Raw genomic sequence first — 23386 nt, forward strand, 5'->3', positions numbered from 1 at the left:
GCTTTTTTCTTGCCAAAATTCAAAAATTACGTTGATATCCTTGTGCTTATAACAATGAGGATAGCAAAGCATGACAATCAAAACAGGGCTGATGGCAGGCGCAATGTTACTGCTGGCAGGCTGCAACGCCCCATCGCACACCCCCGCGGATAACACCTGCAAAGCCGATAATCAGATGCAGCAGACCACCCTCTATTTCGGCCTTAACCGTCCGGCAGGCGAGGCGATCACCGGCCAGGAGTGGCAGCAGTTTGTCGATCGGGACGTCACGCCGCGTTTTCGCGATGGCTTAACGGTGTTTGATGCGCGCGGGCAGTGGCTCGGTAACGACGGGAAAGTGGCGCGCGAGTCGAGCAAGGCGCTGATGCTGATCCACGGCAAAGATGCGCAGAGCGAGAGCAATATCGAGGCGTTGCGGGGGATCTATAAACAGCGCTTCGCCCAGGAGTCGGTGATGCGCGTTGACCAGCCGGTGTGCGTGCAGTTTTAAACCCGCCCGGTAGGGTGCGGCCTGATCCCCTCACCCCGGCCCTCTCCCAAAGGGAGAGGGTGAAAACATTAAAAACGGTAACCTGAGTTACCGTTTTGCATTTACCTCGCCGCCGGGCGTTTTACCGCACCAGAGCTACAGCACCAGCCCCGCAAAGCTCGCCGACAACAGGCTCACCAGCGTTGCGCCATACACCAGGCGCAGACCAAAGCGTGACACCACGTTACCCTGCTGCTCGTTCAGCCCCTTAATCGCCCCCGCGACAATGCCGATAGAGGCAAAGTTGGCGAAGGAAACCAGGAACACCGACAGGATCCCCAGCCCGCGCGGCGTCATCTGAGCGGCAATTTTTTGCAGCTCGATCATCGCCACAAATTCATTCGCCACCAGCTTGGTTGCCATAATGCCGCCCGCGTGCAGGGCATCGCTCAGCGGGATCCCCACCAGCCAGGCCAGCGGATAGAAGACATAACCCAGAATCTGCTGGAAGCTCAAACCAAACAGGCTTGAGAAGAGGGCGTTGACGGCGCTGATCAGGGCGATAAAGCCAATCAGCATCGCCAGAATAATCATCGCCACTTTGAACCCGGCCAGAATATATTCCCCCAGCATCTCAAAGAAACTCTGGGATTCGTGCATCTTCTCGAGCTTAATTTCCGGCTCCGCTTCCGGGCGGGTCGGGTTAATCACCGTCAGGATGATAAAGGTGCTGAACATATTCAGGATCAGCGCCGCCACCACATATTTTGCCTCCAGCATCGTCATATAGGCGCCGACGATGGACAGGGAAACGGTGGACATTGCGGTGGCCGCCATGGTGAACAGACGACGGGAAGAGAGATCTCCCAGCACCCCTTTGTAAGCAATGAAGTTTTCTGACTGGCCGAGCGTCAGGGAGCTGATGGCGTTAAAGGATTCCAGCTTGCCCATGCCGTTCACTTTCGACAGCAGGGTGCCGACAACGCGAATAATCACCGGCAGAATACGCCAGTGCTGAAGAATACCGATCAGCGCGGAAATAAAGATAATCGGGCACAGGACGCCGAGGAAAATAAACGCCAGCCCTTTTTCGCCCATCCCGCCAAATACAAAGTTGGTGCCTTCGGCGGCATATTTCAGTAACGACTCAAAGAAGCCCGAGACGTACTGAATAACAAACAGGCCGCTTTCGGCGTGAAGGAAAAAGAACGCCAGCGCAATCTCAATAACGATAAGTTGAATGACGTAACGAATGCGAACGCTGCGGCGGTCGAAGCTGACCAGCCAGGCCAGCGCAAGGATAACCACCAGCGCCAGCAGGAAGTGCAGGAATTGATACATAGTTGATTTTCAGCAGATTAGTGAGGCGCACATTTAGCCACAGCCTGCCGTAACCGTAAATGAACTTTTAAGTCTTAACTTATAAACCTTTTAATCACTTAAGTGATTATGTTTACGTTATGGTTTTACATCCTGTCATCAAAATGCAGCATATTTCGCTTGTATTTCTTATTGCCGTAATGATAATCACTATCACAAGAATTTACCTTTCTTTGCATCAGTTGACGGCGAAAAACATTTAAGGTGTCGCATGTTTGTTCCATTTCTCATTATGTTACGTGAAGGGCTCGAAGCAGCCTTAATTGTCAGCCTCATTGCCAGCTATCTGAAACGCACCCAGCGGGGCCGCTGGATCGGCGTCATGTGGATTGGCGTCTTCCTTGCCGCCGCGCTGTGTCTGTGTCTTGGCATTGCCATCAACGAAACCACCGGCGAATTCCCGCAGAAAGAGCAGGAGCTGTTCGAAGGGATCGTGGCGGTGATTGCGGTGGTGATCCTCACCTGGATGGTGTTCTGGATGCGCAAGGTGTCGCGTAACGTGAAGGTTCAGCTGGAGCAGGCGGTGGACAGCGCCCTGGCGAAGGGCAATCACCACGGCTGGGCGCTGATTATGATGGTCTTTTTCGCCGTGGCGCGGGAAGGGCTGGAGTCGGTCTTCTTCCTGCTCGCCGCTTTCCAGCAGGATGTCGGGATCTGGCCGCCGCTGGGCGCGGTGCTGGGCCTGGCGACCGCGGTGGTGCTCGGTTTTCTGCTCTACTGGGGCGGCATTCGCCTCAACCTGGGCGTCTTCTTCAAATGGACCAGCCTGTTTATTCTGCTGGTGGCCGCCGGGCTGGCCGCGGGCGCGATCCGCGCCTTCCACGAGGCGGGCCTGTGGAACCACTTCCAGGATATGGCGTTCGACCTCAGTAACGTCCTCTCCACCCATTCCCTGACCGGCACCCTGCTCGAAGGCATCTTCGGTTATCAGGAAGCGCCGAACGTCAGCGAAGTGGCGATGTATTTCATCTATCTCATTCCGGCGCTGGCGCTGTTCTTTATGCCCCCGCGTGCAGGCACGCAGCCGTCGCGGTCTGCGCCCTGAAGTGCTCAATGTAGTTACAACATACTTTTAAAAGGGAAAGGTCATGGCAATCCATTTTCGTCGTAGTGCGTTACAGGCTGGCGTGGCAGCGCTGATTGCGTCTGCATTTGCGGCCCAGGCCGCGGATGTCCCGCAGGTGAAAGTCACCGTCAATGATAAGCAGTGTGAGCCGATGACCATCACGGTCAACAGCGGCAAAACCCAGTTCATTATCCAGAACCACAGCCAGAAAGCGCTGGAGTGGGAGATCCTGAAAGGGGTGATGGTGGTGGAAGAGCGTGAAAACATCGCGCCGGGCTTCAGCCAGAAGATGACCGCCAACCTGCAGCCGGGCGAATACGACATGACCTGCGGCCTGCTGACCAACCCGAAAGGCAAGCTGATTGTGAAAGGCGCCGCCACCGCCGATGCCGCCAAAGGGGAAGCGCTGCTGAGCCTGGGCGACGCCATTACCGCCTATAAAGCTTATGTCACCAAAGAGACCGCCGATCTGGTTGCGGGCACCAAAGCCTTTACCGACGCGGTGAAGGCGGGCGATATCGAAAAAGCGAAATCGCTGTACGCGCCAACCCGTCAGCACTACGAGCGCATCGAGCCGATTGCCGAGCTGTTCTCCGATCTCGACGGCAGCATCGACGCCCGTGAAGACGACTACGAGCAGAAAGCCGCCGATCCGAAATTCACCGGCTTCCACCGTCTTGAAAAAGCGCTGTTTGGCGACAACTCCACCAAAGGGATGGAGCAGTACGCGGAGCAGCTGAACAGCGACGTGCTGGATCTGCAAAAACGCATCAGCGAGCTGGCCTTCCCGCCGTCAAAAGTGGTGGGCGGCGCATCCGGTCTGATTGAAGAAGTGGCGGCCAGCAAGATCAGCGGGGAAGAAGATCGCTACAGCCATACCGACCTGTGGGACTTCCAGGCCAACGTCGAGGGGGCTCAGAAGATTGTTGACCTGCTGCGTCCGCAGCTGCAAAAAGACAACAGCGAACTGCTGGCAAAAGTGGATGCTAACTTCAAGAAAGTGACCACCATTCTGGCGAAATACCGCACCAAAGACGGCTTTGAGACCTACGACAAGCTGACCGATGCCGACCGTAATGCCCTGAAAGGGCCGATTACTACTCTGGCAGAAGATCTGGCTCAGCTGCGTGGTGTCCTGGGCCTGGATTAATTCGATGAACAAGCATGATGAGTACGACGTCGCTGAACCTTCACGGCGTCGGTTGTTAAAAGGGGTAGGGGCGCTTGGCGGCGCTCTTGCTCTGGCAGGTGGCTGTCCGGTGGCGCATGCGGCAAAACCGCAGAGCGCGCCGGGCACGCTCTCCCCGGATGCGGGGATGGAGACCCAGCCGTTTCACGGCCTGCATCAGGCCGGGATCTTAACCCCGCAGCAGGCCTCAATGATGCTGGTGGCCTTTGACGTGCTGGCCAGCGATAAAAGCGAGCTGGAACGCCTGTTCCGCCTGCTGACCCAGCGCATCACCTTCCTCACCACCGGCGGCCCGGCACCCGACACACCGAACCCGCGTCTGCCGCCGATGGACTCCGGGATCCTGGGGGCCTTTATCGCTCCGGATAACCTGACCATGACGGTGTCGCTGGGGGCGTCGCTTTTTGACGATCGCTTCGGCCTTGCCGGGCTGAAACCTAAATCACTGCAGAAGATGGTGCGTTTCCCGAATGATTCGCTGGATGCGGCGCTGTGTCATGGCGATCTGCTGATCCAGATCTGTGCCAACACCCAGGACACGGTGATCCACGCCCTGCGGGATCTGATCAAGCACACCCCGGATCTACTGAGCGTGCGCTGGAAGCGGGAAGGGTTTATCTCTGACCACGCCGCGCGCAGCAAAGGCAAAGAGACGCCGGTGAACCTGCTCGGCTTTAAGGATGGCACTGCCAACCCCGACAGCCAGGATGCGCCGCTGATGGATCGCGTGGTATGGGTGACGGCGGATCAGGGCGAACCGGCCTGGACGGTGGGCGGCAGCTATCAGGCGGTGCGCATCATCCAGTTTCGCGTTGAGTTCTGGGACCGGACGCCGCTCAAAGAGCAGCAGACCATTTTTGGCCGCGACAAGCAAAGCGGTGCGCCGCTGGGCATGAAGAACGAACACGACGTGCCGGATTACGCCAGCGATCCGGACGGTAATGTTATCGCCCTCGACAGCCATATCCGTCTTGCCAATCCGCGCACGAAGGAGACCGAGCAAAACCTGATGATGCGCCGGGGATACAGCTACTCGCTGGGGGTGACCAACTCCGGTCAGCTGGATATGGGGCTGCTGTTTGTCTGCTTCCAGCACGATCTGGAGAAGGGCTTTTTGACCGTCCAGAAGCGCCTGAACGGCGAAGCGCTGGAAGAGTACGTGAAGCCGATTGGCGGGGGCTACTTCTTTGCCCTGCCGGGCGTGCAGAATAAAAACGGCTGGCTGGCACAGGGTCTGCTCGAAGCCTGATTAGCGCCCCGCTTAACCCTTAAGCGGGATGATTTTTTTCCGTCTCTCTATCTCCTTGTTATAATTCTGTAATAGTCCGATAGCAGACTAAGTGAAACTGTAGGTCGAGTCTTAAAAGTTGCATTCGGGTAAAATAAATGTTGCATTCATGCTAAATCCTGATGTACTTACTTTAAGAAAGCGGTAAACCTTACAGTGAATATGAATCACTCTGGAGATCGCCGATGGTTGGGTCCTGTACTGGACAAGGTAAACGTAACAACCGCAGCACCCGGCGCGGAGGCTCAAACTCCGGCAGCGATCTCTTCACCGAAAAATTCTCCCCCTCCACAGCAAATCCTGATTTTACCGACCCGTCGAATGGTGAGCATAGCGATCCGGCGGCGTCATTTAACCAAGCAAGCTATGGCTTAGAAGGAAGCCAACCCTCAGATGTTTGTTCGCCTAATCGCACTGATTCCGGTGCGAGTGATGAATACCAACAACTCAAGGTGCTATCCATGGGAAGACAAAAAGCAGTGATCAAAGCTCGTCGTGAAGCGAAACGTGTGCTGAGACGGGATTCACGTAGCCATAAACAGCGTGAAGAAGAGTCGGTCACCTCGCTTGTGCAGATGAGTGGCGTTGAAGCAATTGGCATGGCGCGGGACAGCCGTGATACCACCCCAATTGTGGCGCGCAATGACGCTCAGGCGCAGTACCTGAATGCTATTGAGAGTAAGTCGCTTATTTTCGCCACCGGCGAAGCCGGTTGCGGGAAAACCTGGATAAGTGCAGCCAAGGCGGCGGAGGCTCTGATTCATAAGGACGTCGATAAGATCATTGTGACCCGTCCGGTATTGCAGGCTGATGAAGATCTCGGCTTCTTACCTGGCGATATTTCGGAGAAGTTTGCCCCCTATTTCCGGCCCGTCTACGACGTGCTTGTGAAACGGTTGGGTGCATCTTTTATGCAGTACTGCCTGCGTCCCGAAATTGGTAAGGTAGAAATTGCGCCGTTCGCCTATATGCGCGGACGTACATTTGAAAATGCAGTTGTGATTCTCGACGAGGCTCAGAACGTAACTGCTGCGCAAATGAAGATGTTTTTAACGCGCCTCGGGGAAAACGTGACGGTGATCGTGAACGGGGATATCACCCAGTGCGACCTGCCGGCTGGCGTCAAATCGGGTCTGAGCGATGCGCTGGCACGTTTCGAAGAGGATGAGATGGTGGGCATCGTACGGTTCGATAAAGACGATTGCGTACGTTCGGCGCTCTGCCAGCGGACGCTGCAGGTCTACTCCCGGTCATAGCATAACCTTCTCGTTTTACTTGCTTCCTGTAACCCCTTCCCGGCGTAATGCCGGGAAGCTGCGTCTGATTCCTCGGTTGAAATGTACCTGCGGTTGTCTTACACAAGATCGTTGAAATGTACCTGCGGTTGTCTTACACAAGATCATATTATGATGATGACATATTTATTTCGTATAGAAAATGCCGGGTATTACGCGGTGTTTTGCTGTATTTATAAGTCTTGTTGTTAACTCAACAGGCTTTTTAATAAAAATGACAGAAGTGTGATATTCATTCGTAATACCCACAAAATATGTATTAAAACCATGATCAGGCTAATTATAAATAATCAATTAAACGTGAATGTTGTCACAATTCACTACTGTCAGCCGAATATTAAGTTGGTAACTTTCGGGCTATTATCTATGTTTCGTAGTCATTCAAACACAATTCTAAAAAGAAACTCCCGGGAAGACTTTTCTCTGGAACATCACGCTGAGGGCCATACATGAACGAACTGGTTAGTGCAATTAATGGTGTTATCTGGAGCCCGGCGTTAATATTTTTATGCCTGGGTGTTGGCCTCTATTTCTCACTGCGTAGTCGCTTTTTACAATTACGCCATGTCAAACATATGGTGGCTCTGATGTTCCAGGGGCGTGCCACGGATGCAGGCGTATCGTCGTTTCAGGCACTGACAATGACGCTGGCGGGTCGCGTGGGGACCGGTAACATCGCGGGTGTGGCAACCGCCATTACCTTTGGCGGGCCGGGAGCGCTATTCTGGATGTGGATGGTGGCGTTTTTGGGTGCCAGCTCCGCTTTTGTTGAATCCACTCTGGGTCAGGTTTATAAAGAAAAAATTAACGGCGAATATCGTGGCGGTCCTGCCTTCTATATTGAAAAAGGTTTGGGCGTGAAATGGTACGCATGGTTATTTGCTATTGTGACTATTTTCTCCTGCGGCTTATTACTTCCTGGTGTACAGGCAAACTCTATTGGCGCCAGCCTGGATATTGCCTTTGGCCTCGATCCAAATGTCACCGCCGCATTATTGGCTATATTATTAAGTTTCATTATTTTTGGTGGTGTGAAAAGGATCGCCAGCTTTAGCAGTATGGTCGTTCCTTTTATGGCGCTCGGCTATATTATTGTCGCCTGCGTTATTATCGCCATTAATATTGAGCAACTTCCTTCTGTTATTCTGCTGATCTGGAAAAGCGCATTTGGCCTTGAAGCAGGCTTTGGTGCTGTTCTGGGGCAGGCAATAATGTGGGGCGTTAAGCGCGGGGTATATTCCAACGAGGCGGCGCAAGGTACAGGGCCACATGCTTCCTCAGCGGCCGAAGTGAGCCATCCGGCGAAACAGGGCCTGGTTCAGGCCTTCTCAGTCTATATCGACACGCTGTTCGTCTGCTCCGCGACCGGGTTCATGCTGTTGATTACCGGGTTGTATAATGTTCAGGGCGTCGATGGCGCGGCAATCTATACAGGGATTGCAGGCGTGGCAGCGGGCCCTGGCTATGTGCAGACCGCCATGGAAAGCATGATGCCTGGTTTTGGTAATTACTTCGTTGCCATTGCGCTGTTCTTCTTTGCTTTCACCACTATTATTGCCTACTACTATATTGCTGAAACAAATATCGCGTATATCAACCGTAAAATTCACCGCCCGTGGCTGACGTTCTTGCTGAAAATATGCCTGTTAACGTCCACGGTATATGGCACCGTGCGTACTGCAGATCTGGCATGGGGGTTGGGCGATATTGGGGTCGGCCTGATGGCGTGGCTTAACATTATTGCAATTGTTCTTTTACATAAAAAAGCATTTGCCAGTCTTAAAGATTATGAAAGCCAGAAGGCGCAAGGTATCGATCCGCAATTTGATCCGATTCGACTTGGGATTAAAAATGCCGATCACTGGGTTAAAGACCGTAAAGATGAAAAGGATGCGAGCCTGGGTCAGACATCTTCACTGTCGGGAAATCGTACACTAAGTTGATGGTGCAAAAAGAGCCCGTATGAAAGTACGGGCTCTTTTTTTATATGGCGGTGAGAAGGTTAGGGGGCTGGATTCCGTGAACATGCCTGATGGCGCTTCGCTTATCAGGCCTACGGGATTGAGGCCGGGTAACGCTTTGTTCCCTCGCCCCTTTGGGCAGCCTGTTCGCTGCGCTCTCAGTCTGTCCAACTGGCTGTCGCCAGTTGTTGAACCCCGGTCGAGGGCTCTCATCCTTCCCTCTCGGGAGAATATAAAAGAAAAGAGCCCGTACTTTCGTACGAGCTCTCATCTCGAATATGGCGGTGAGGGAGGGATTCGAACCCTCGATACGTTGCCGTATACACACTTTCCAGGCGTGCTCCTTCAGCCACTCGGACACCTCACCATATTGTTTTGCTGCCTTTCCTCTCGGGGGCAACGGGGCGCTACTATAGGGAGTCGGGCTAAAACGGTCAAGCAGATTTTCTGCTTTACTGCGCGTTCGGTTAAGCAATAAGCAGCTCCACGGTTTTCAGGCCGTGGAGCGAGCCATTAGCGCTGTGAATCGAGGGCTTCAGCGTTCTTAATAACGTCCTGCGCCTTGCCGTAGCTTTCAATCAGCAGCTGATACGCCGGGAAGATATGGGTATAGACTTCAGCCCACTGCGCCGCATCTTCACGATTCCAGGTGCGCTGGATCTCCGAGGCGACGGCGGCGGTATCCATTGGCACTACGCCTGCCTGCACCACACGCGCCAGGGTGATCTCCTGGGCCATTTTGCTGTAGGTGCCCGACGCGTCGATCACTGCAAACACCTTATAGCCGTCGGCCACCGCGCTGATTGACGGGAAGGCCATGCAGACGCTGGTGATGGTCCCGGCGATAATCAGCGTTTTACGTCCGGTCGCCTTCACGGCGGCCACGAACTCCGGGTTGTCCCAGGCGTTAATCTCACCTTTACGCGCCACGTACTGCGCATGCGGCGCATTGGCGTGGATCTCCGGGATCAGCGGCCCGTTTGGCCCCTGCGGCACGGAGGCCGTGGTGATCACCGGGATATTCGCCAGGCTGGCGATTTTCGCCAGCGCCGCGGCGCGGGCGCGCAGTTCCGGCATCGGCATGTCGCCGACGGTCTGGAACAGGCCGCTCTGGTGATCGATAAGCAGCATCACTGCATCATTCACATCAATCGCCGGACGTGCGCCGTTAAAGTTAGCGGGGGTAGACATGATTCTCTCCTTTATTACATTCAGATCTGACCGAAGCGGCCTGAATTGAAATCGCGAATGGCTTCGGCGATTTCGCTTTTACTGTTCATCACAAACGGGCCATAGCCCACAATCGGCTCATTCAGGGGCTCCCCGGCCATCAGCAGCACTTTGGCGTCGCTGCTGGCTTCCAGATGGAGCGTCTCTCCCTGCTGGCTCAGCACCGCCATCTGGGCTTCACCTGCCTCTGCGGTGCCGTTCACCGTCACGTTGCCCTCCAGCACCACCAGCGCGGTGCTCCAGCCTTCAGGCTGAGCGAGGGTAAGATGGCTGCCCTGACGCAGGGCGAGATCCCAGACGTTCAGCGGCGAGTAAGTGTGCGCCGGGCCGGTAGTCTCTTCGTAGCGACCGGCGATCACCCGCAGCGAGCCGCTGTTGTCGGGCAGCGTCACCACCGGAATCTGGCTTTTGGTGATGCTCTGATAGCCCGGCGCCGCCATCTTGTCTTTTGCGGGCAGGTTGACCCACAGCTGCATCATTTTTAGCTCGCCGCCTTTCTGCGCAAAGGCGCTGGAGTGGAACTCCTCATGCAGAATGCCGGCGCCCGCCGTCATCCACTGAACGTCCCCAGGGCCAATCACGCCGCCTTTTCCGGTTGAGTCGCGATGCTCCACTTCGCCGGAATAGACGATGGTGACCGTTTCAAAGCCACGGTGGGGATGCTCACCCACGCCGCGTTTTGCGCCATCCGCCGGGAAGATATAAGGCCCGGCGTAATCGAGCAGTAAAAACGGGCTCAGCGGCTCACCCTGTGTCTGGTAAGAAAACATCGAACGCACCGGGAAACCGTCGCCAACCCAGTGCTGACGGGGTGCGGTATAAATGCCTGTAACGTTTTTCATGGTGTTCTCCTGATGTTCTGTTGATGTAATTAGCTTATATTCAGGTTTAATATCCCGGTAGATAGTGAAAATAAGTTGCACTGTTCTGTTTATGGAACGATGAGGGCGTGATGCAGGATCTCAATGATTTCGTGTGGTTTGTGAAGGTGGTCGATCACGGTGGCTTTGCGGCGGCGGGTCGGGCGCTGGATCTGCCAAAATCCCGGCTCAGCCGACGGATAGCCCAGCTTGAGGCGCGGCTTGGCGTGCGTCTGATCCAGCGGACCACGCGCCAGTTTACGGTAACGGAGGTGGGGCAGACCTTCTATCAGCACTGCAAGGCGATGCTGGTGGAGGCCGAGGCGGCGGAAGAGGCGGTTGCGGCGTTGCAGGCTGAACCGCGCGGCATGGTGCGGATCACCTGCCCGGTCACGCTGCTGCACGTTCACGTCGGGCCGATGCTGGCAAGGTTTATGGCGCGCTATCCCGGCATTAATCTGCAGCTGGAAGCGACTAACCGGCGGGTGGACCTGGTGGCAGAGGGCATTGATATTGCTATCCGGGTGCGTCCTCGCCCGTTTGACGACAGCGATCTGGTCCTGCGGGTACTGGCCGACAGGGGGCATTGCCTGGTGGCGGGGCCAGCGCTGATTCAGCGCCTGGGCGTGCCGACAACGCCGTCGGAGCTCAGTGCCTGGCCCGGCTTGAGTCTGGGGGAGGGGAGGCAGATCCATAAGTGGGCATTAAGCGGGCCCGAAGGGGCAAAGGCCGAGGTTCATTTTCATCCGCGCCTTATTACCACCGACATGCTGGCGCTGCGGGAAGCGGCGATAGCGGGGGTAGGGCTGGTGCAGTTACCCATTTTGATGGTCAAAGACCAGCTGGCGTCCGGGGCGTTAATAAAAGTGCTGGAGGCATGGGAGCCGCGGCGGGAAGTTATTCACGCGGTTTATCCCTCCCGCCGCGGGCTGTTGCCGTCAGTCAGAACGTTGGTGGATTTTTTGACGGAGGAGTATGCGAGGATGGTGGAGGAATGATTGGGGGTCAGGTTTTGATTTTGTAGGTCAGGTAAGCGAAGCGCCACCCGTCGCTTTTTTCCCTCTCCCCTTTGGGGAGAGGGTCAGGGTGAGGGGCCCAGCCCGCACGGTGCCGCATCTGGCTCCGGGAGAATATAAAAGAAAAGAGCCCGTACTTGCGTACGAGCTCTCATCTCGAATATGGCGGTGAGGGGGGGATTCGAACCCCCGATACGTTGCCGTATACACACTTTCCAGGCGTGCTCCTTCAGCCACTCGGACACCTCACCATATTGTTATCCCGTTGCTGCCGGGACGGGCGCTAATGTAAGGAAAAGCCTGACTGACGTCAATCAACTTTTTCAGTAAATTAGCGCGTTAAGACAAACTTCAACCAACATGATTTTTAATTGCGCTGAAAGCGCCTTTTTTATCAACAACACCCCGGTCGCAAATTTTGTTATGCTGCAATGCAGTTGAAAATGAACGTAAAACAGCGCAACAGAAGGCAATCGCAATGGACATTATTTTTTACCACCCGACATTTGATAACGCTTACTGGATAAAAACACTCTCGGCGGCGCTGCCGGGCGCGCGGGTACGGGAGTGGAAGCGCGGCGATAATGAACCGGCAGATTACGCTCTGGTGTGGCATCCGCCAGTTGAAATGCTGCAGGGCCGTAACCTGAAAGCGGTATTTGCCCTCGGGGCCGGGGTGGACTCGATCCTCAGCAAGCTCAAGGCGCACCCGGAAATGCTGGCGGAGTCGATCCCTCTGTTCCGCCTCGAAGACACAGGTATGGGCCAGCAGATGCAGGAGTATGCCGTAAGCCAGGTGCTGCACTGGTTCCGCCGGTTCGACGACTATCAGGCGCTGAAACAGCAGGCCCGCTGGGAACCGCTGGCCGATTACCCGCGCGAAGAATTTACCATCGGCATCCTCGGCGCCGGGGTATTGGGATCGAAAGTGGCCGAGGCGCTGGCTCCCTGGGGCTTCCCGCTGCGCTGCTGGAGCCGTACCCGCAAGAGCTACCCTGGCGTCACCAGCTTTGCCGGGAAAGAAGAACTGCCGCAGTTTTTACAGGGCACGCGGGTGCTGATTAACCTGCTGCCGAATACGGCTGAAACCGTCGGCATCATCAATAAGGACCTTATCAGCCAGTTGGCGGATAACAGCTATCTGATGAACCTGGCGCGCGGCGTACACGTGGTGGAGGCCGATCTGCTGGCGGCGCTTGAGAGCGGCAAGCTGAAAGGCGCGATGCTGGATGTCTACAGCAAAGAGCCGTTACCCGCTGACAATGCCCTGTGGGCGCACCCGCGCGTGGCGATGACGCCGCACATTGCAGCAGTGACGCGTCCGGCAGAAGCCATCGACTATATTGCCCGCACCATCTCCCAACTGGAGAAGGGCGAGCAGGTCACCGGGCAGGTCGACAGACAGCGCGGTTACTGAGTCAAACCCGGCGATAGCCGGGTTTTTGCTAATAAACGCCCGGGATAACTGCTATCCTTTGGGAAACACGAGAGGAGAGAACGATGTACCCCGTTGACCTGCATATGCACACCGTCGCCAGTACCCACGCCTACAGCAACCTTCATGACTACATCGCCCAGGCTAAACAAAAGCACATCAAACTCTTTGCGATCACCGATCATGGCCCGGATATGGCTGATGCGCCGCACTACTGGCACTTTGTGAATATGCGCATCTGGCCACGGGTGGTGGACGGCGTCGGGATCCTGCGCGGCATTGAAGCCAATATCAAAAACACCCAGGGTGAAATTGACTGTACCGGCCCGATGCTCACCTCTCTGGATCTGATCCTCGCCGGTTTTCACGAGCCGGTTTTCGCACCTCAGGATCGGGCGACCAACACCGAGGCGATGATCGCCACTATCGCCAGCGGTAACGTACATATCATCAGCCATCCGGGTAACCCGAAATATCCCATCGACATTCAGGCTGTCGCCCGGGCGGCGGCAGAGCATCGCGTGGCGCTGGAGATCAACAACTCCTCCTTTATTCACTCCCGCAAGGGCAGTGAAGCGAACTGCCGGGCAGTAGCGGCGGCGGTGAAGGAGGCCGGTGGCTATGTGGCGCTGGGATCGGATTCCCACACTGCCTTCACGCTGGGTGATTTTAGCGAATGCCGCAAAGTCCTCGACGATGTAGACTTCCCGGAAGATCGCATTCTGAACGTCACGCCGCGCCGGATGCTGGATTTCCTCGAGTCGCGCGGCATGGCGCCAATTGCTGAATTTGCCGAATTTTAACTGTGTAATGGACTAAATAAATGAACGAGTTTTCCATCCTCTGTCGCGTACTGGGTTCTCTTTACTATCGCCAGCCGCAGGATCCGCTGCTGGTGCCGCTGTTAACCTTGATCCGCGAAGGCAAGCTGGCCCAGAACTGGCCGCTTGAGCAGGATGAGCTGTTGCAGCGTCTGCAGAACAGCTGTGATATGCAGCAGGTGGCCGCTGATTACAATGCGCTGTTTGTGGGCGAAGAGTGCCGCGTGTCGCCGTATCGCTCCGCATGGGAAGAGGGCGCAACCGAAGCCGAAGTGCGCGCGTTTCTCTCTGCACGCGGGATGCCGTTGACCGATACCCCGGCCGATCATATCGGTACGCTGCTGCTGGCGGCCTCGTGGATTGAAGATCATGCGGCGGAAGATGAAAACGAGGCGCTGGAAACCCTGTTTGGGGAGTACATCCTGCCGTGGTGCGGGGCGTTTCTCGGTAAGGTCGAAGCGCATGCCACCACTCCATTCTGGCGCACCATGGCGCCACTCACCCGTGACGCCATTGCCGCTATGTGGGACGAACTGCAGGAAGAGAATGAAGAGTGATTTAGATCACTCTTTACATGTAACAGCAAATCTCAATTTGCATATTATGTGTTCCTGATCGCATTTCATGGCCGCGTATCTGCTAAGATGCGCGCCATGAACATACTACTCTCTATCGCAATCACGACAGGCATCCTCTCCGGGATATGGGGTTGGGTTGCCGTCTCTCTCGGACTCCTGAGCTGGGCGGGCTTCCTCGGCTGCACGGCCTACTTTGCCTGCCCGCAGGGCGGCGTGAAGGGGCTGTTTATCTCGGCATGTACCCTAATGAGCGGCGTGGCCTGGGCGATGATTATCATCCACGGCAGCGCGCTGGCACCGCATCTGGAAATCCTGGGCTACGTCATGACCGGCGTGGTGGCGTTTCTGATGTGCATTCAGGCAAAACATCTGCTGCTGTCATTTGTCCCTGGCACCTTTATGGGAGCCTGCGCCACCTTTGCAGGGCAGGGGGACTGGAAGCTGGTGGTGCCTTCGCTGGCGTTGGGGCTGGTGTTTGGTTACGCCATGAAAAACAGCGGACTTTGGCTGGCGGCGCGACGGGAACGAACGCGCAACGTCACGGCGCTGAGCAAATAAAAAAAGGCGAGACCCGGGTCTCGCCTTTTTAATGCGCTTTCTGTCAGGATTCTGGCGGCGTCGACATCTCGCGGTATTTCACCAGAATATCGTTTTTCACTTCGTTTTTGTTTTGCAGGTCCCACAGTCCGCGATCGATACCGTCGTTAATCAGGAAGATCACCCCGGTTTCTATTGCCGACATCAGGCAGAGCATGACCGGCTCGTTAGAGGTATAGCCGATTTCGCCTTCCAGCAGACGCTGGTAGTCGATGAAGCGGAACACCCCGGCCTGCACTTCGTACGAGAGAATCGTTTTGCTGGTGGTAACGGACGACAGGATTTCGCCGGTACTGACGTTAACCACACGCAGGTTCACCGCAATCTGGTCAAGCTGGTACTGCGTATCGCCGCCGATACCGAAGTAACGGGCCCCCACACCGCCCGATTTGACGTTACTTTCGTAGCCGATAATTGAGCCTTCGACCATGACGTTCGCGGCCGTAAGCGAATGCAACGGAATGCGGTTGTTCATCGCTACGGTGCCGTTATCCTGCGCAGCACGAATGATCTTACGTTCGTTAAGCAGGTTTTGCAGCCCCTGACGTTCCAGAGGAATAAACCAGCGTGAGTCTTTTAACGCAGTGACCAGCATGGCGGTGGCGCTTTGCGGTACAGCCGTTGAGAAGTTACTTGCCGGATACGGTTTAAATTGCCCGGTTTCATCCTGAATATTATAAACCGACACGTAAATCTTACCCGTTGGCAAAGGCAATTTGGTTAAATCACGATAGCTCTGGGCGCGAGGCATTAATGTCGGTTTCGCTGCTTCTTTCGGCGGAGCAGTTAAACAACCGCTCAATAAGCACACTGCAACAAGGAGGAGAAAGCGCTGCATGATTATTGTCCTTATCTCGACATTTTTTAAAAGTCGGTAGAATTGTTTTGCAAGCCCGCAACCTGAATGGTGGAGGTTTTCCCCGTTTTCCGGTCTGTCACGTTCAGCTGCATTTGACCGTCCGCATTGGCGATGTCGACAATAAAGTCGCTGGTCACCATACGGCCGGGTGTGCCGGTATTAATATTGGTCAGCAGTCCGCCCAGAACCTGGGCCTGAATTGCCTGGGTAAAGTTATCCAGCGCGCTCGGGGTTTCAATACCAAAATCATCGGAGCTTGGATCCGTATAGGAGTTTTGCGCCTGCGCCGAGTTTAAAAGGAAAGAGCCGTTATTTGGGTTTCCACCAAAGTTCGGGTTGCGGAACTGGAAGGTCATATTTCCGGCCCAACTCAGAGATGGAATTAGCATTAAAGCTACAACTGCATGGACAACACGCATGAATGCCTCCGAATTAAAATTCGTCTTGCGCTAAATCGCCGGTACTCAGCAGAGCTTTATCGATCTGCAGACGATTTAATGCCTCTTCGGTTTGAGCCAGAGCAAAGACCACGTTTTTATCCAGGTCAGTTTTCGAGGGGTATAAGAAGGTCTGGAAAATAACGTCCTGATTGACCGTTATTGTGATCCAGCTTCCCCATCGTGCACTGGGCCGTTCATTGATCGTTAAGTTACCGGGATAGTCACTTTCCCATTTGTCGCTAAAGCCACGATAGAAAGCATGGCCGACAGCCGAGACGGTGTGGTCAGTTAACAATCCAGGTATCTCAACTTCAACCGCATGAAGATTCCCGGCAGCAAGCCACAGGCCTGCTGCGGTAATCCAACTCATTGTGCGTTTCATACTGTTAACGCCTGAGGTTATCATTCGCCCATGAAACCGCCTGAGTCCGGTTTTTGACAGCTATCTTCTTGAAAAGATTATAAAGATGGGTCTTAACCGTATTTTCGCTGATAAATAACGAACGGGCGATTTCAATATTTGAAGCACCTATACGTAATTTATTCAGAATCTCTTTTTCGCGATGGGTCAGCAAAGCGGACTCTGAACTGTTATAGCGATAATTTCCGGAATGCGTGATGAGGTAGCTGGCAAGTTTCTGCGAAAAATAGCATTCCCCACGCAGTACTCCCTGCAGGCCATCCACCACGCGTGTCTCGTCCTCGTTGACATAAAAGACACCGTTGATATGTGGCCAACTTTCAATATCCCTGAATGGGTATTCTTCGGGAGTATTTAACAACAATACACGGATATTGTTGTTTTTCCTGCTTAAAATATCTTGCCAGTATTGGATAAGCTTTTTATCCGCTTCCATCATATCGAAAAGAATAATGCTGCCAGGAGCAATGTCATCGAAAGAGCGTTGAATGCTATGCAATTTTCCGCTCAACGTTAAGCTATGCTTTAAATGCTGTAGTAGAGCTGTCGCCTGTAAAGAAGGTTTGGTGACTAACAATAAAGTCTGACCATGCAAGCTTTGGACTTCATTAAACATGATGAAACCCCTTTTTTGAACATCTGGCAGCTGCCCCCAATATATATTGGGGGCACCAGAAGTACTGACAGATGTGCACTGCTGTGTGTAGAAGAAAGACCATATCCCTTGAGAGAAGGGAAAATAAAATTAACAATGCCGAACTTCTGTTTTCAATCTAGCTATTACGATTTTTAAAGCAAGTGTTAAACGTGTAACAAGATGTAAAAATCAATATTACTTTGTAAAAAATGAGTTCATGAATTGCTTAGGAATCATTAAAAAGTTGTACACATTGTTATTGATGCACACATTTTAAAAATCATACAAATAACGATATGTTTATGATTTTTATAGGGTATATTATTTTGTAAATATGTGTAGTCAGGTATGAGCTTGTTCAAAAAGCTAAGTCTATTTTTACAATGTGTAAACGTCTTAAGAAATCACGAGGTTTGTCACGCAATCATGGATATATCCCGTTTTCCCTTCTGCAGAGCAGACGAAACGGCAAATCTGCCGAATTGACGATTTTGATTTTTGCAAACTGAAAAAGACGCTTTTTGCACCCCTCTAAAATCGTTGTATCGCCACAGTATTTAATTTTATTTAATACTTTGGGGTGAACGAAAGAATAAAAATACAACTGGCGGGTGAGATATTAAAATTGTTTCGGCAGACATACTCTTCATCGTAACGCCGGGTTAACAAAATATTTGTTCTTGTTAACGCAGTTATTATACCACCAGGTCCAGGGTGATAACATGAAGAACAAGTTGTTATTGATGTTGACATTACTGGGTGCACCTGGATTTGTTTTCGCAACGACTGATTTAGCAGCGTCAGAATACAATTTCGCGGTTAATGAGCTAAGCAGATCCTCATATAACCAGGCAGCTATCATTGGACAAACTGGCGTGAATAACAATGCCAACGTTCAACAGCAAGGTCAGAAATTGTTATCTGTCGTTTCTCAGGAGGGCGGGAATAATCGGGCGAACATTGATCAATCAGGCAGTTACAACCTTGCCTATATAGATCAAAAAGGGAACTCGAACAATGCGAGTATTAATCAAGGTGCATATGGTAATACCGCAGTGATTATTCAGAAAGGTTCTGGTAATAAAGCGAATATTACGCAGTATGGTACGCAAAAAACGGCAGTTGTAGTGCAGAGACAGTCGCAGATGGCGATTCGCGTTATTCAACGCTAGCTATTGGGCGATAATTAATCAATCCGATGGGGGCTTTACAATGAAACTTTTAAAAGTGGCAGTAATTGCAGCAATCGTGGTTTCTGGCAGTGCTATGGCTGGTTCTATTCCACAATGGGGTAATAACCATGGTGGTGGCGGAAATAACAACGTCAGCCCAGAATCGCTGACCGTTTATCAATACGGTGGCCGTAACAATGTGGACGCTTTGCAAAGCGATGCACGTGGGTCTGAAATTACTGTTCGTCAGAATGGTTTCGGTAACGATGCTGACCTGTCTCAGGGCGCTGACAGCAGCGAAATCAGCCTGACCCAGCGTGGCCAGGGTAACGAAGCGACCATCAGCCAGTGGAGCGGTCGTGACCTCTCTGCGACTGTTAGCCAGTCTGGTGGCCGTAACGAAGTCGATCTTCGTCAAACTATGAACGGCGCTACTGCTAACATTACTCAGGTTGGCTTCGGCAACACCGTGACTGCTGGCCAGTACTAATACTGCCGCTGAACGTCGAAAAACAGGGCTGAGGCCCTGTTTTTTTTTGGGAGAAAATGATGAATACACTTTTATTGCTTGCCGCGCTAACCAGTCAGATTACCTTTCAGACCTCCACCGAAGGTGAGATGGTCACTATTATTCCTCAGGTGACCGTCACGGAACCCTGCTTATGTCAGGTGCAGATCCTCACTTCGCGCAGTGGCCCCGGTGGGCAGAGCACCTCGCGCCAGCAAAACACCGTCTCATTGCCAGCTAATAAAACGGTCAACCTTTCCCGCATGACCCTCAATTCCGGGCCCAATGACAAGGTCAACGTCATTGTGACGGTGTCGGATGGGAAATCGCTGCACTTATCACAGCAGTGGCCGCCGTCTAAAGGCTAATGTTTGAAATATTCATAAAATCAATACATTAATTGATGTGGCGAAAATGTTATTCCATTGTTATTCTCATGTTGCTGGCGTCGTCGATGCCAGCCGATAGCCCCCTGTGAGGGCTCGTTGTTTAAGGATCAGGGACGATTGTCATTGAGGAGTATACCGATGGTCACGTTCCGTAATGCCCTTGCCGCAGCGTCTTTCTTTGCCGTAACGCTCGCTCCCGCTTTCGCCAATGTTATTCATTTCACCGGACAGATTGTTGAAGACCCGTGCAATATCACGCCTGATTCACACAGGTTGTCCATTACCTGCCCGCAGGATAAAAAGATGACGACCCAACAGGTAAGCTATCAGGAGGCGATCAACGGCAATGTTCCCGCTGCAGACCGCGCGACCGTCAGCATGAAGTACATTAACCCGCAAAAATCTCTCGCCATCGTGCAGGTTGATTACCGCTAAGGCGGAGCCGTTTTCTGTCAACCTGGCTGCCACAACCCAACCTCTGCGATACACTTAAGAAAAAAGCGGTATCCAGAGGTTGCTTATGTACTCCCGAATTGAAGTCTTTCATGGTGATATCACCACGCTGCATGTTGATGTGGTGGTCAATGCTGCCAATCCTTCCTTAATGGGCGGGGGCGGCGTGGACGGCGCCATCCACCGGGCGGCGGGACCCGCACTGCTTGAGGCCTGCAAGCTGGTGCGCCAGCAGCAGGGCGAGTGCGCCCCGGGGCACGCGGTGATTACCCTCGCAGGCGATCTGCCCGCCAAAGCGGTGATCCACACCGTCGGACCCGTCTGGCATGGGGGAGAGCAGCATGAAGCACGTATCCTTGAAGAGGCCTACCTCAACAGCCTGAATCTGGCGGCAGCCAACGGTTACCGCACCCTGGCATTCCCCGCAATAAGCACTGGCGTCTACGGTTATCCCCGTGCGGCAGCAGCAGAAATCGCCGTAAACACGGTTTCGGATTATCTCACCCGCAAGCCTCTGCCGGAGCGGGTATACTTTGTCTGTTATGATGAAGAAAATGCCCGGCTATACCAGCGACTGCTTACCCAACGAGGACAGGAAACCGACGCATAATACGCGACTGGGGCGTGCTATCGCGCCGGTCAGCTCCGCTCACCCTGGACTTTGCGGCCTTCTTCCCCTTGATAACAGTCTTGACGCCTTCGCCTGCCGCTACCGGTTGGCGGAGATGGCGGAAAAGACGTTAGATGTTCAGTACTACATCTGGGAAGACGACATGTCAGGACGGCTGTTGTTTTCCGTACTGTTGTCCGCCGCCATGCGCGGGGTACGCGTGCGCCTGTTGCTCGATGATAACAACACCCAGGGGCTGGACAGCATCCTGCGCCTGCTGGACGCCCATCCCAATTTCTCGGTCCGGCTGTTCAATCCTTTCTCCTTCCGCACCCTGCGCGCGCTGGGTTATCTCACCGATTTCGCGCGACTTAACCGCCGGATGCACAACAAGAGTTTTACCGTCGACGGCGAGGTCACCATCATTGGCGGGCGCAACGTCGGCGATGCCTATTTTGGCGCGGGCGAAGAGCCGCTCTTTTCCGATCTGGATGTGATGGCGACCGGTCCGGTGGTGCAGGACGTCGCGGATGATTTTGAGCGTTACTGGAACTGCGCGTCGGTCTCCACGCTCCAGCAGGTTCTGGAACTCTCTGAAGCCGAAATCGAGGATAAAATTCATCCGCCGGAGGAGTGGTACCGGGACGATATTACCCGGCGCTATCTGGATAAACTCCAGTCCAGCGACTTTATTACCAATCTTGAAGCGGGCAATTTACCGCTGATCTGGGCAAAAACCCGGCTGCTTAGCGACGATCCGCGCAAAGGGCAGGGCAGGGCGAAACGCCACTCCCTGTTGCCGCAGCGCTTACTGGACGTGATGGGCTCACCGGTGGAGCAAATTACGATTATCTCGGCCTATTTTGTGCCGACCCGGGCCGGGGTGGCGCTGCTGCTGCAGATGGTGCGCAAAGGGGTTAAGGTTGCCATCATGACCAATTCGCTGGCCGCCAACGACGTCTCTGTGGTTCATGCCGGCTACGCCCGCTGGCGCAAAAAATTGCTTCGTCACGGCATCGAGCTTTATGAGCTGAAGCCCACCCAGGACGGTGTCCCGCCGGCGCACGACCGCGGGATCACCGGGAACTCCGGCTCCAGCCTGCATGCCAAGACGTTCAGCGTCGACGGCGAGAAAGTGTTTATTGGTTCGCTCAACTTTGATCCCCGCTCCACCATGCTCAATACCGAGATGGGTTTTGTCATCGAGAGCGAGAAGCTGGCGAGACTGATCCATACCCGGTTCGTGCGCAGCCAGCGTCACGAAGCCTGGCAAATTCGGCTGGATAAGCTCGGGCGTCTGAACTGGATCGAGCGCAAGGACGGGCAGGAGATCGTGCATAAAAAGGAGCCCAAAACCCGCTTCTGGCAGCGGGTTCTGGTGCGTCTGGTTTACTGGCTGCCGGTCGAGTGGCTGCTGTGATGACGCGCCGGTTCAGCGACCGGCGCAAAAATGCTTAGCTGGTGGCCTGCGGGGTGTTATTCGCTTTCGTGGCCGGTTTGCCCGAAAACAGGAAGCGCAGCAGCGGAATACGCAGATGGATTTCATACAGCACAATCGCAATCCCTACCACAAAGACCAGGCCGCAGATAAAGCCGAGCAGGTTTGAGCTGATATGCGGCGTGATGTACGCGCCAAAGAACAGCGTCAACGGATGGTGCACCAGATAGATGAACAGCGAGGCGTTAACGAAATAGGTGACGCGCGCGGATTTAAAGTTCAGCAGGCGGTGACCCAGGGCAAAGACCACGTTGACCATCCACAGACCCAGCAGCATGGTGATCACGCTTTCGGTTTCATACATCCACGCATCGCCGCTGCCATAACGCTGGTTGAGCAGATAGGCGATAAACGCCAGCAGCGCCCCGAGAGTGCAGCCACGCGACGGCGTGGTGAACAGGGCTTTCAGCTTCGGATGGACAAACGCCAGCGCGCCGATCAGGAAGAACGGCAGGTAGAACAGGGTCTGCATCACCACAAAATTGAACAGGCCATCGCTGAGGATCGGCGAACAGACGATGAGCAGCGTGCGGCGCAGCGCGGCATAGGCAATACCCAGCACCAGAAACAGCACTGACAGTTTGCCCCAGCTGATATCGGCAAAAAACGCGTCCGAGCGGGCGCTCAGATGATGGCGCATACGGCTGAACAGCCACAGGCTGACGGTGGTCATCACCACCAGCACCAGCAGGAACCACAGGTGCGAGACCAGCTCCCAGGCCAGCGTGTTGTATTTATCGTACAGCGACAGGCTGTGCCAGGTGTCGGCTTTGCCTTTGACATACTGCAGCATAATAAATTGCGGCAGCGTCAACAGGGGAATGGCGGTAAGCATCGGAATGCCGACGCGCTCCACGCGCACTTTCCACCAGCGCTTAAGCGGGTAGCGCAAAAAAAGCATGTAAGAGAAGTAGCCCGAAATAACGAAAAAGACCTGCATCCGGAAGGAGTGGATAAAATCGTTAAACAGCGTCAGCCACCATGACGACTCCGCACTATTGACGTGCCAGACGTGGCTCGAATAAATCAAGGAAATGTGAAACGGGATCCCCAGCAGCATGAGCCAGGCCCGGATAGAATCAAGGAAATATTCGCGTTGTGCGGGTACGGTACTCATATAACGTTGCGCATTCTCAGACTTTTCGTCTTATCCCTAAGACCAATAGTGTTTACATTCGGTGCCAACCCTACACGAAGTCTGACACACTGTCTCC

Annotated in this window: 25 protein-coding genes and 2 tRNA genes; 17 read left to right on the plus strand and 10 right to left on the minus strand. The window is 54.0% G+C overall.

Annotated elements, in window-relative coordinates:
- Nucleotides 1-70: 70 nt before the first annotated feature.
- Nucleotides 71-490 carry a DUF3574 domain-containing protein gene (locus tag ACOYA6_RS04130; RefSeq protein WP_039032309.1) on the plus strand — a complete coding sequence of 140 codons (420 nt, stop codon included), beginning with the start codon at nt 71-73 and terminating at the stop codon, nt 488-490.
- Nucleotides 491-625: 135 nt separating this feature from the next.
- Here ACOYA6_RS04130 and ACOYA6_RS04135 read toward each other — a convergent pair whose 3' ends face one another.
- On the minus strand, nt 626-1810 hold the full coding sequence (locus tag ACOYA6_RS04135) for a NupC/NupG family nucleoside CNT transporter (RefSeq protein WP_139564739.1): 1185 nt from the start codon (nt 1808-1810) through the stop codon (nt 626-628).
- 250 nt (nt 1811-2060) lie between these two features.
- Between ACOYA6_RS04135 and efeU the strand changes: the two genes are divergently transcribed.
- The 5 genes from efeU (at nt 2061) to ACOYA6_RS04160 (ending at nt 8630) form a co-directional block, all read left to right on the plus strand.
- On the plus strand, nt 2061-2894 hold the full coding sequence (efeU, locus tag ACOYA6_RS04140; protein ID WP_422654103.1) for an iron uptake transporter permease EfeU: 834 nt from the start codon (nt 2061-2063) through the stop codon (nt 2892-2894).
- Nucleotides 2895-2937: 43 nt separating this feature from the next.
- The gene (efeO, locus tag ACOYA6_RS04145; protein ID WP_039032312.1) at nt 2938-4065 is read left to right on the plus strand and encodes an iron uptake system protein EfeO; all 1128 of its coding nucleotides are present in this window, start codon (nt 2938-2940) and stop codon (nt 4063-4065) included.
- Between the two features lie 4 nt (nt 4066-4069).
- Nucleotides 4070-5353 (plus strand): iron uptake transporter deferrochelatase/peroxidase subunit, encoded by a 1284-nt coding sequence (efeB, locus tag ACOYA6_RS04150; protein ID WP_422654104.1) that lies wholly within the window; start codon nt 4070-4072, stop codon nt 5351-5353.
- 500 nt (nt 5354-5853) lie between these two features.
- On the plus strand, nt 5854-6648 hold the full coding sequence (gene phoH, locus ACOYA6_RS04155) for a phosphate starvation-inducible protein PhoH (RefSeq protein ID WP_039032314.1): 795 nt from the start codon (nt 5854-5856) through the stop codon (nt 6646-6648).
- A 488-nt stretch (nt 6649-7136) separates the two neighbouring features.
- Entirely contained in the window at nt 7137-8630 is a 1494-nt protein-coding gene (locus tag ACOYA6_RS04160) for an alanine/glycine:cation symporter family protein (RefSeq protein WP_039032315.1), read from the plus strand.
- 297 nt (nt 8631-8927) lie between these two features.
- On the opposite strand, the gene ACOYA6_RS04165 is transcribed toward ACOYA6_RS04160, so the two are convergent.
- The 3 genes from ACOYA6_RS04165 to ACOYA6_RS04175 all read right to left on the minus strand — a co-directional run bounded on the left by ACOYA6_RS04165 (nt 8928) and on the right by ACOYA6_RS04175 (nt 10720).
- Nucleotides 8928-9015 (minus strand) — tRNA-Ser (locus tag ACOYA6_RS04165).
- Nucleotides 9016-9161: 146 nt separating this feature from the next.
- On the minus strand, nt 9162-9839 hold the full coding sequence (locus ACOYA6_RS04170; protein WP_039032316.1) for an isochorismatase family protein: 678 nt from the start codon (nt 9837-9839) through the stop codon (nt 9162-9164).
- 20 nt (nt 9840-9859) lie between these two features.
- On the minus strand, nt 9860-10720 hold the full coding sequence (locus tag ACOYA6_RS04175; RefSeq protein ID WP_039032317.1) for a pirin family protein: 861 nt from the start codon (nt 10718-10720) through the stop codon (nt 9860-9862).
- A gap of 110 nt (nt 10721-10830) precedes the next feature.
- On the opposite strand from ACOYA6_RS04175, the gene ACOYA6_RS04180 reads away from it, so the two are divergent.
- Nucleotides 10831-11736 (plus strand): LysR family transcriptional regulator, encoded by a 906-nt coding sequence (locus ACOYA6_RS04180; RefSeq protein ID WP_039032318.1) that lies wholly within the window; start codon nt 10831-10833, stop codon nt 11734-11736.
- A 181-nt stretch (nt 11737-11917) separates the two neighbouring features.
- Here ACOYA6_RS04180 and ACOYA6_RS04185 read toward each other — a convergent pair.
- Nucleotides 11918-12005 (minus strand) — tRNA-Ser (locus tag ACOYA6_RS04185).
- A 227-nt stretch (nt 12006-12232) separates the two neighbouring features.
- Here ACOYA6_RS04185 and ghrA point away from each other — a divergent pair.
- The 4 genes from ghrA (at nt 12233) to ACOYA6_RS04205 (ending at nt 15146) form a co-directional block, all read left to right on the plus strand.
- Nucleotides 12233-13171: a glyoxylate/hydroxypyruvate reductase GhrA gene (gene ghrA, locus ACOYA6_RS04190; RefSeq protein WP_039032319.1), complete on the plus strand. Its 939-nt coding sequence runs from the start codon at nt 12233-12235 to the stop codon at nt 13169-13171.
- Between the two features lie 83 nt (nt 13172-13254).
- The gene (locus tag ACOYA6_RS04195; protein WP_039032320.1) at nt 13255-13992 is read left to right on the plus strand and encodes a phosphatase; all 738 of its coding nucleotides are present in this window, start codon (nt 13255-13257) and stop codon (nt 13990-13992) included.
- 20 nt (nt 13993-14012) lie between these two features.
- Complete coding sequence (locus tag ACOYA6_RS04200) at nt 14013-14567, plus strand: TorD/DmsD family molecular chaperone (RefSeq protein WP_139564746.1); 555 nt, start codon at nt 14013-14015, stop codon at nt 14565-14567.
- A 96-nt stretch (nt 14568-14663) separates the two neighbouring features.
- A complete protein-coding gene (locus ACOYA6_RS04205) occupies nt 14664-15146 on the plus strand; it encodes a DUF1097 domain-containing protein (protein WP_139564747.1) in 483 nt (160 codons plus the stop codon).
- A 43-nt stretch (nt 15147-15189) separates the two neighbouring features.
- Here the strand turns inward: ACOYA6_RS04205 and csgG are convergent, their stop codons facing one another.
- The 4 genes from csgG to csgD are packed head-to-tail and all read right to left on the minus strand — an operon-like array spanning nt 15190 to nt 17521.
- Complete coding sequence (csgG, locus tag ACOYA6_RS04210; protein WP_039032323.1) at nt 15190-16023, minus strand: curli production assembly/transport protein CsgG; 834 nt, start codon at nt 16021-16023, stop codon at nt 15190-15192.
- Nucleotides 16024-16049: 26 nt separating this feature from the next.
- Entirely contained in the window at nt 16050-16463 is a 414-nt protein-coding gene (gene csgF / locus ACOYA6_RS04215) for a curli production assembly/transport protein CsgF (protein WP_039032324.1), read from the minus strand.
- A 13-nt stretch (nt 16464-16476) separates the two neighbouring features.
- The gene (gene csgE / locus ACOYA6_RS04220; protein WP_039032325.1) at nt 16477-16866 is read right to left on the minus strand and encodes a curli production assembly/transport protein CsgE; all 390 of its coding nucleotides are present in this window, start codon (nt 16864-16866) and stop codon (nt 16477-16479) included.
- A gap of 4 nt (nt 16867-16870) precedes the next feature.
- On the minus strand, nt 16871-17521 hold the full coding sequence (gene csgD, locus ACOYA6_RS04225) for a biofilm master transcriptional regulator CsgD (protein ID WP_039032326.1): 651 nt from the start codon (nt 17519-17521) through the stop codon (nt 16871-16873).
- A 743-nt stretch (nt 17522-18264) separates the two neighbouring features.
- Between csgD and csgB the strand changes: the two genes are divergently transcribed.
- The 6 genes from csgB (at nt 18265) to ACOYA6_RS04255 (ending at nt 22094) form a co-directional block, all read left to right on the plus strand.
- Complete coding sequence (gene csgB, locus ACOYA6_RS04230; RefSeq protein WP_039032327.1) at nt 18265-18714, plus strand: curli minor subunit CsgB; 450 nt, start codon at nt 18265-18267, stop codon at nt 18712-18714.
- Between the two features lie 40 nt (nt 18715-18754).
- Complete coding sequence (gene csgA / locus ACOYA6_RS04235; protein WP_039032328.1) at nt 18755-19204, plus strand: curli major subunit CsgA; 450 nt, start codon at nt 18755-18757, stop codon at nt 19202-19204.
- A 59-nt stretch (nt 19205-19263) separates the two neighbouring features.
- Nucleotides 19264-19590: a curli assembly chaperone CsgC gene (gene csgC / locus ACOYA6_RS04240; protein WP_039032344.1), complete on the plus strand. Its 327-nt coding sequence runs from the start codon at nt 19264-19266 to the stop codon at nt 19588-19590.
- A 159-nt stretch (nt 19591-19749) separates the two neighbouring features.
- A complete protein-coding gene (locus ACOYA6_RS04245; RefSeq protein ID WP_422654105.1) occupies nt 19750-20046 on the plus strand; it encodes a type 1 fimbrial protein in 297 nt (98 codons plus the stop codon).
- A gap of 85 nt (nt 20047-20131) precedes the next feature.
- Nucleotides 20132-20674 (plus strand): O-acetyl-ADP-ribose deacetylase, encoded by a 543-nt coding sequence (gene ymdB / locus ACOYA6_RS04250; RefSeq protein ID WP_422654106.1) that lies wholly within the window; start codon nt 20132-20134, stop codon nt 20672-20674.
- Nucleotides 20610-22094: a phospholipase D family protein gene (locus ACOYA6_RS04255; protein ID WP_176556545.1), complete on the plus strand. Its 1485-nt coding sequence runs from the start codon at nt 20610-20612 to the stop codon at nt 22092-22094. The genes ymdB and ACOYA6_RS04255 overlap by 65 nt, the downstream gene beginning before the upstream one ends.
- Nucleotides 22095-22128: 34 nt before the next feature.
- Here ACOYA6_RS04255 and mdoC read toward each other — a convergent pair whose 3' ends face one another.
- Complete coding sequence (mdoC, locus tag ACOYA6_RS04260; protein ID WP_138368616.1) at nt 22129-23289, minus strand: glucans biosynthesis protein MdoC; 1161 nt, start codon at nt 23287-23289, stop codon at nt 22129-22131.
- Nucleotides 23290-23386 lie beyond the last annotated feature (97 nt).

This window comes from Leclercia barmai, from assembly GCF_049312895.1.
Taxonomy (GTDB): domain Bacteria; phylum Pseudomonadota; class Gammaproteobacteria; order Enterobacterales; family Enterobacteriaceae; genus Enterobacter; species Enterobacter barmai.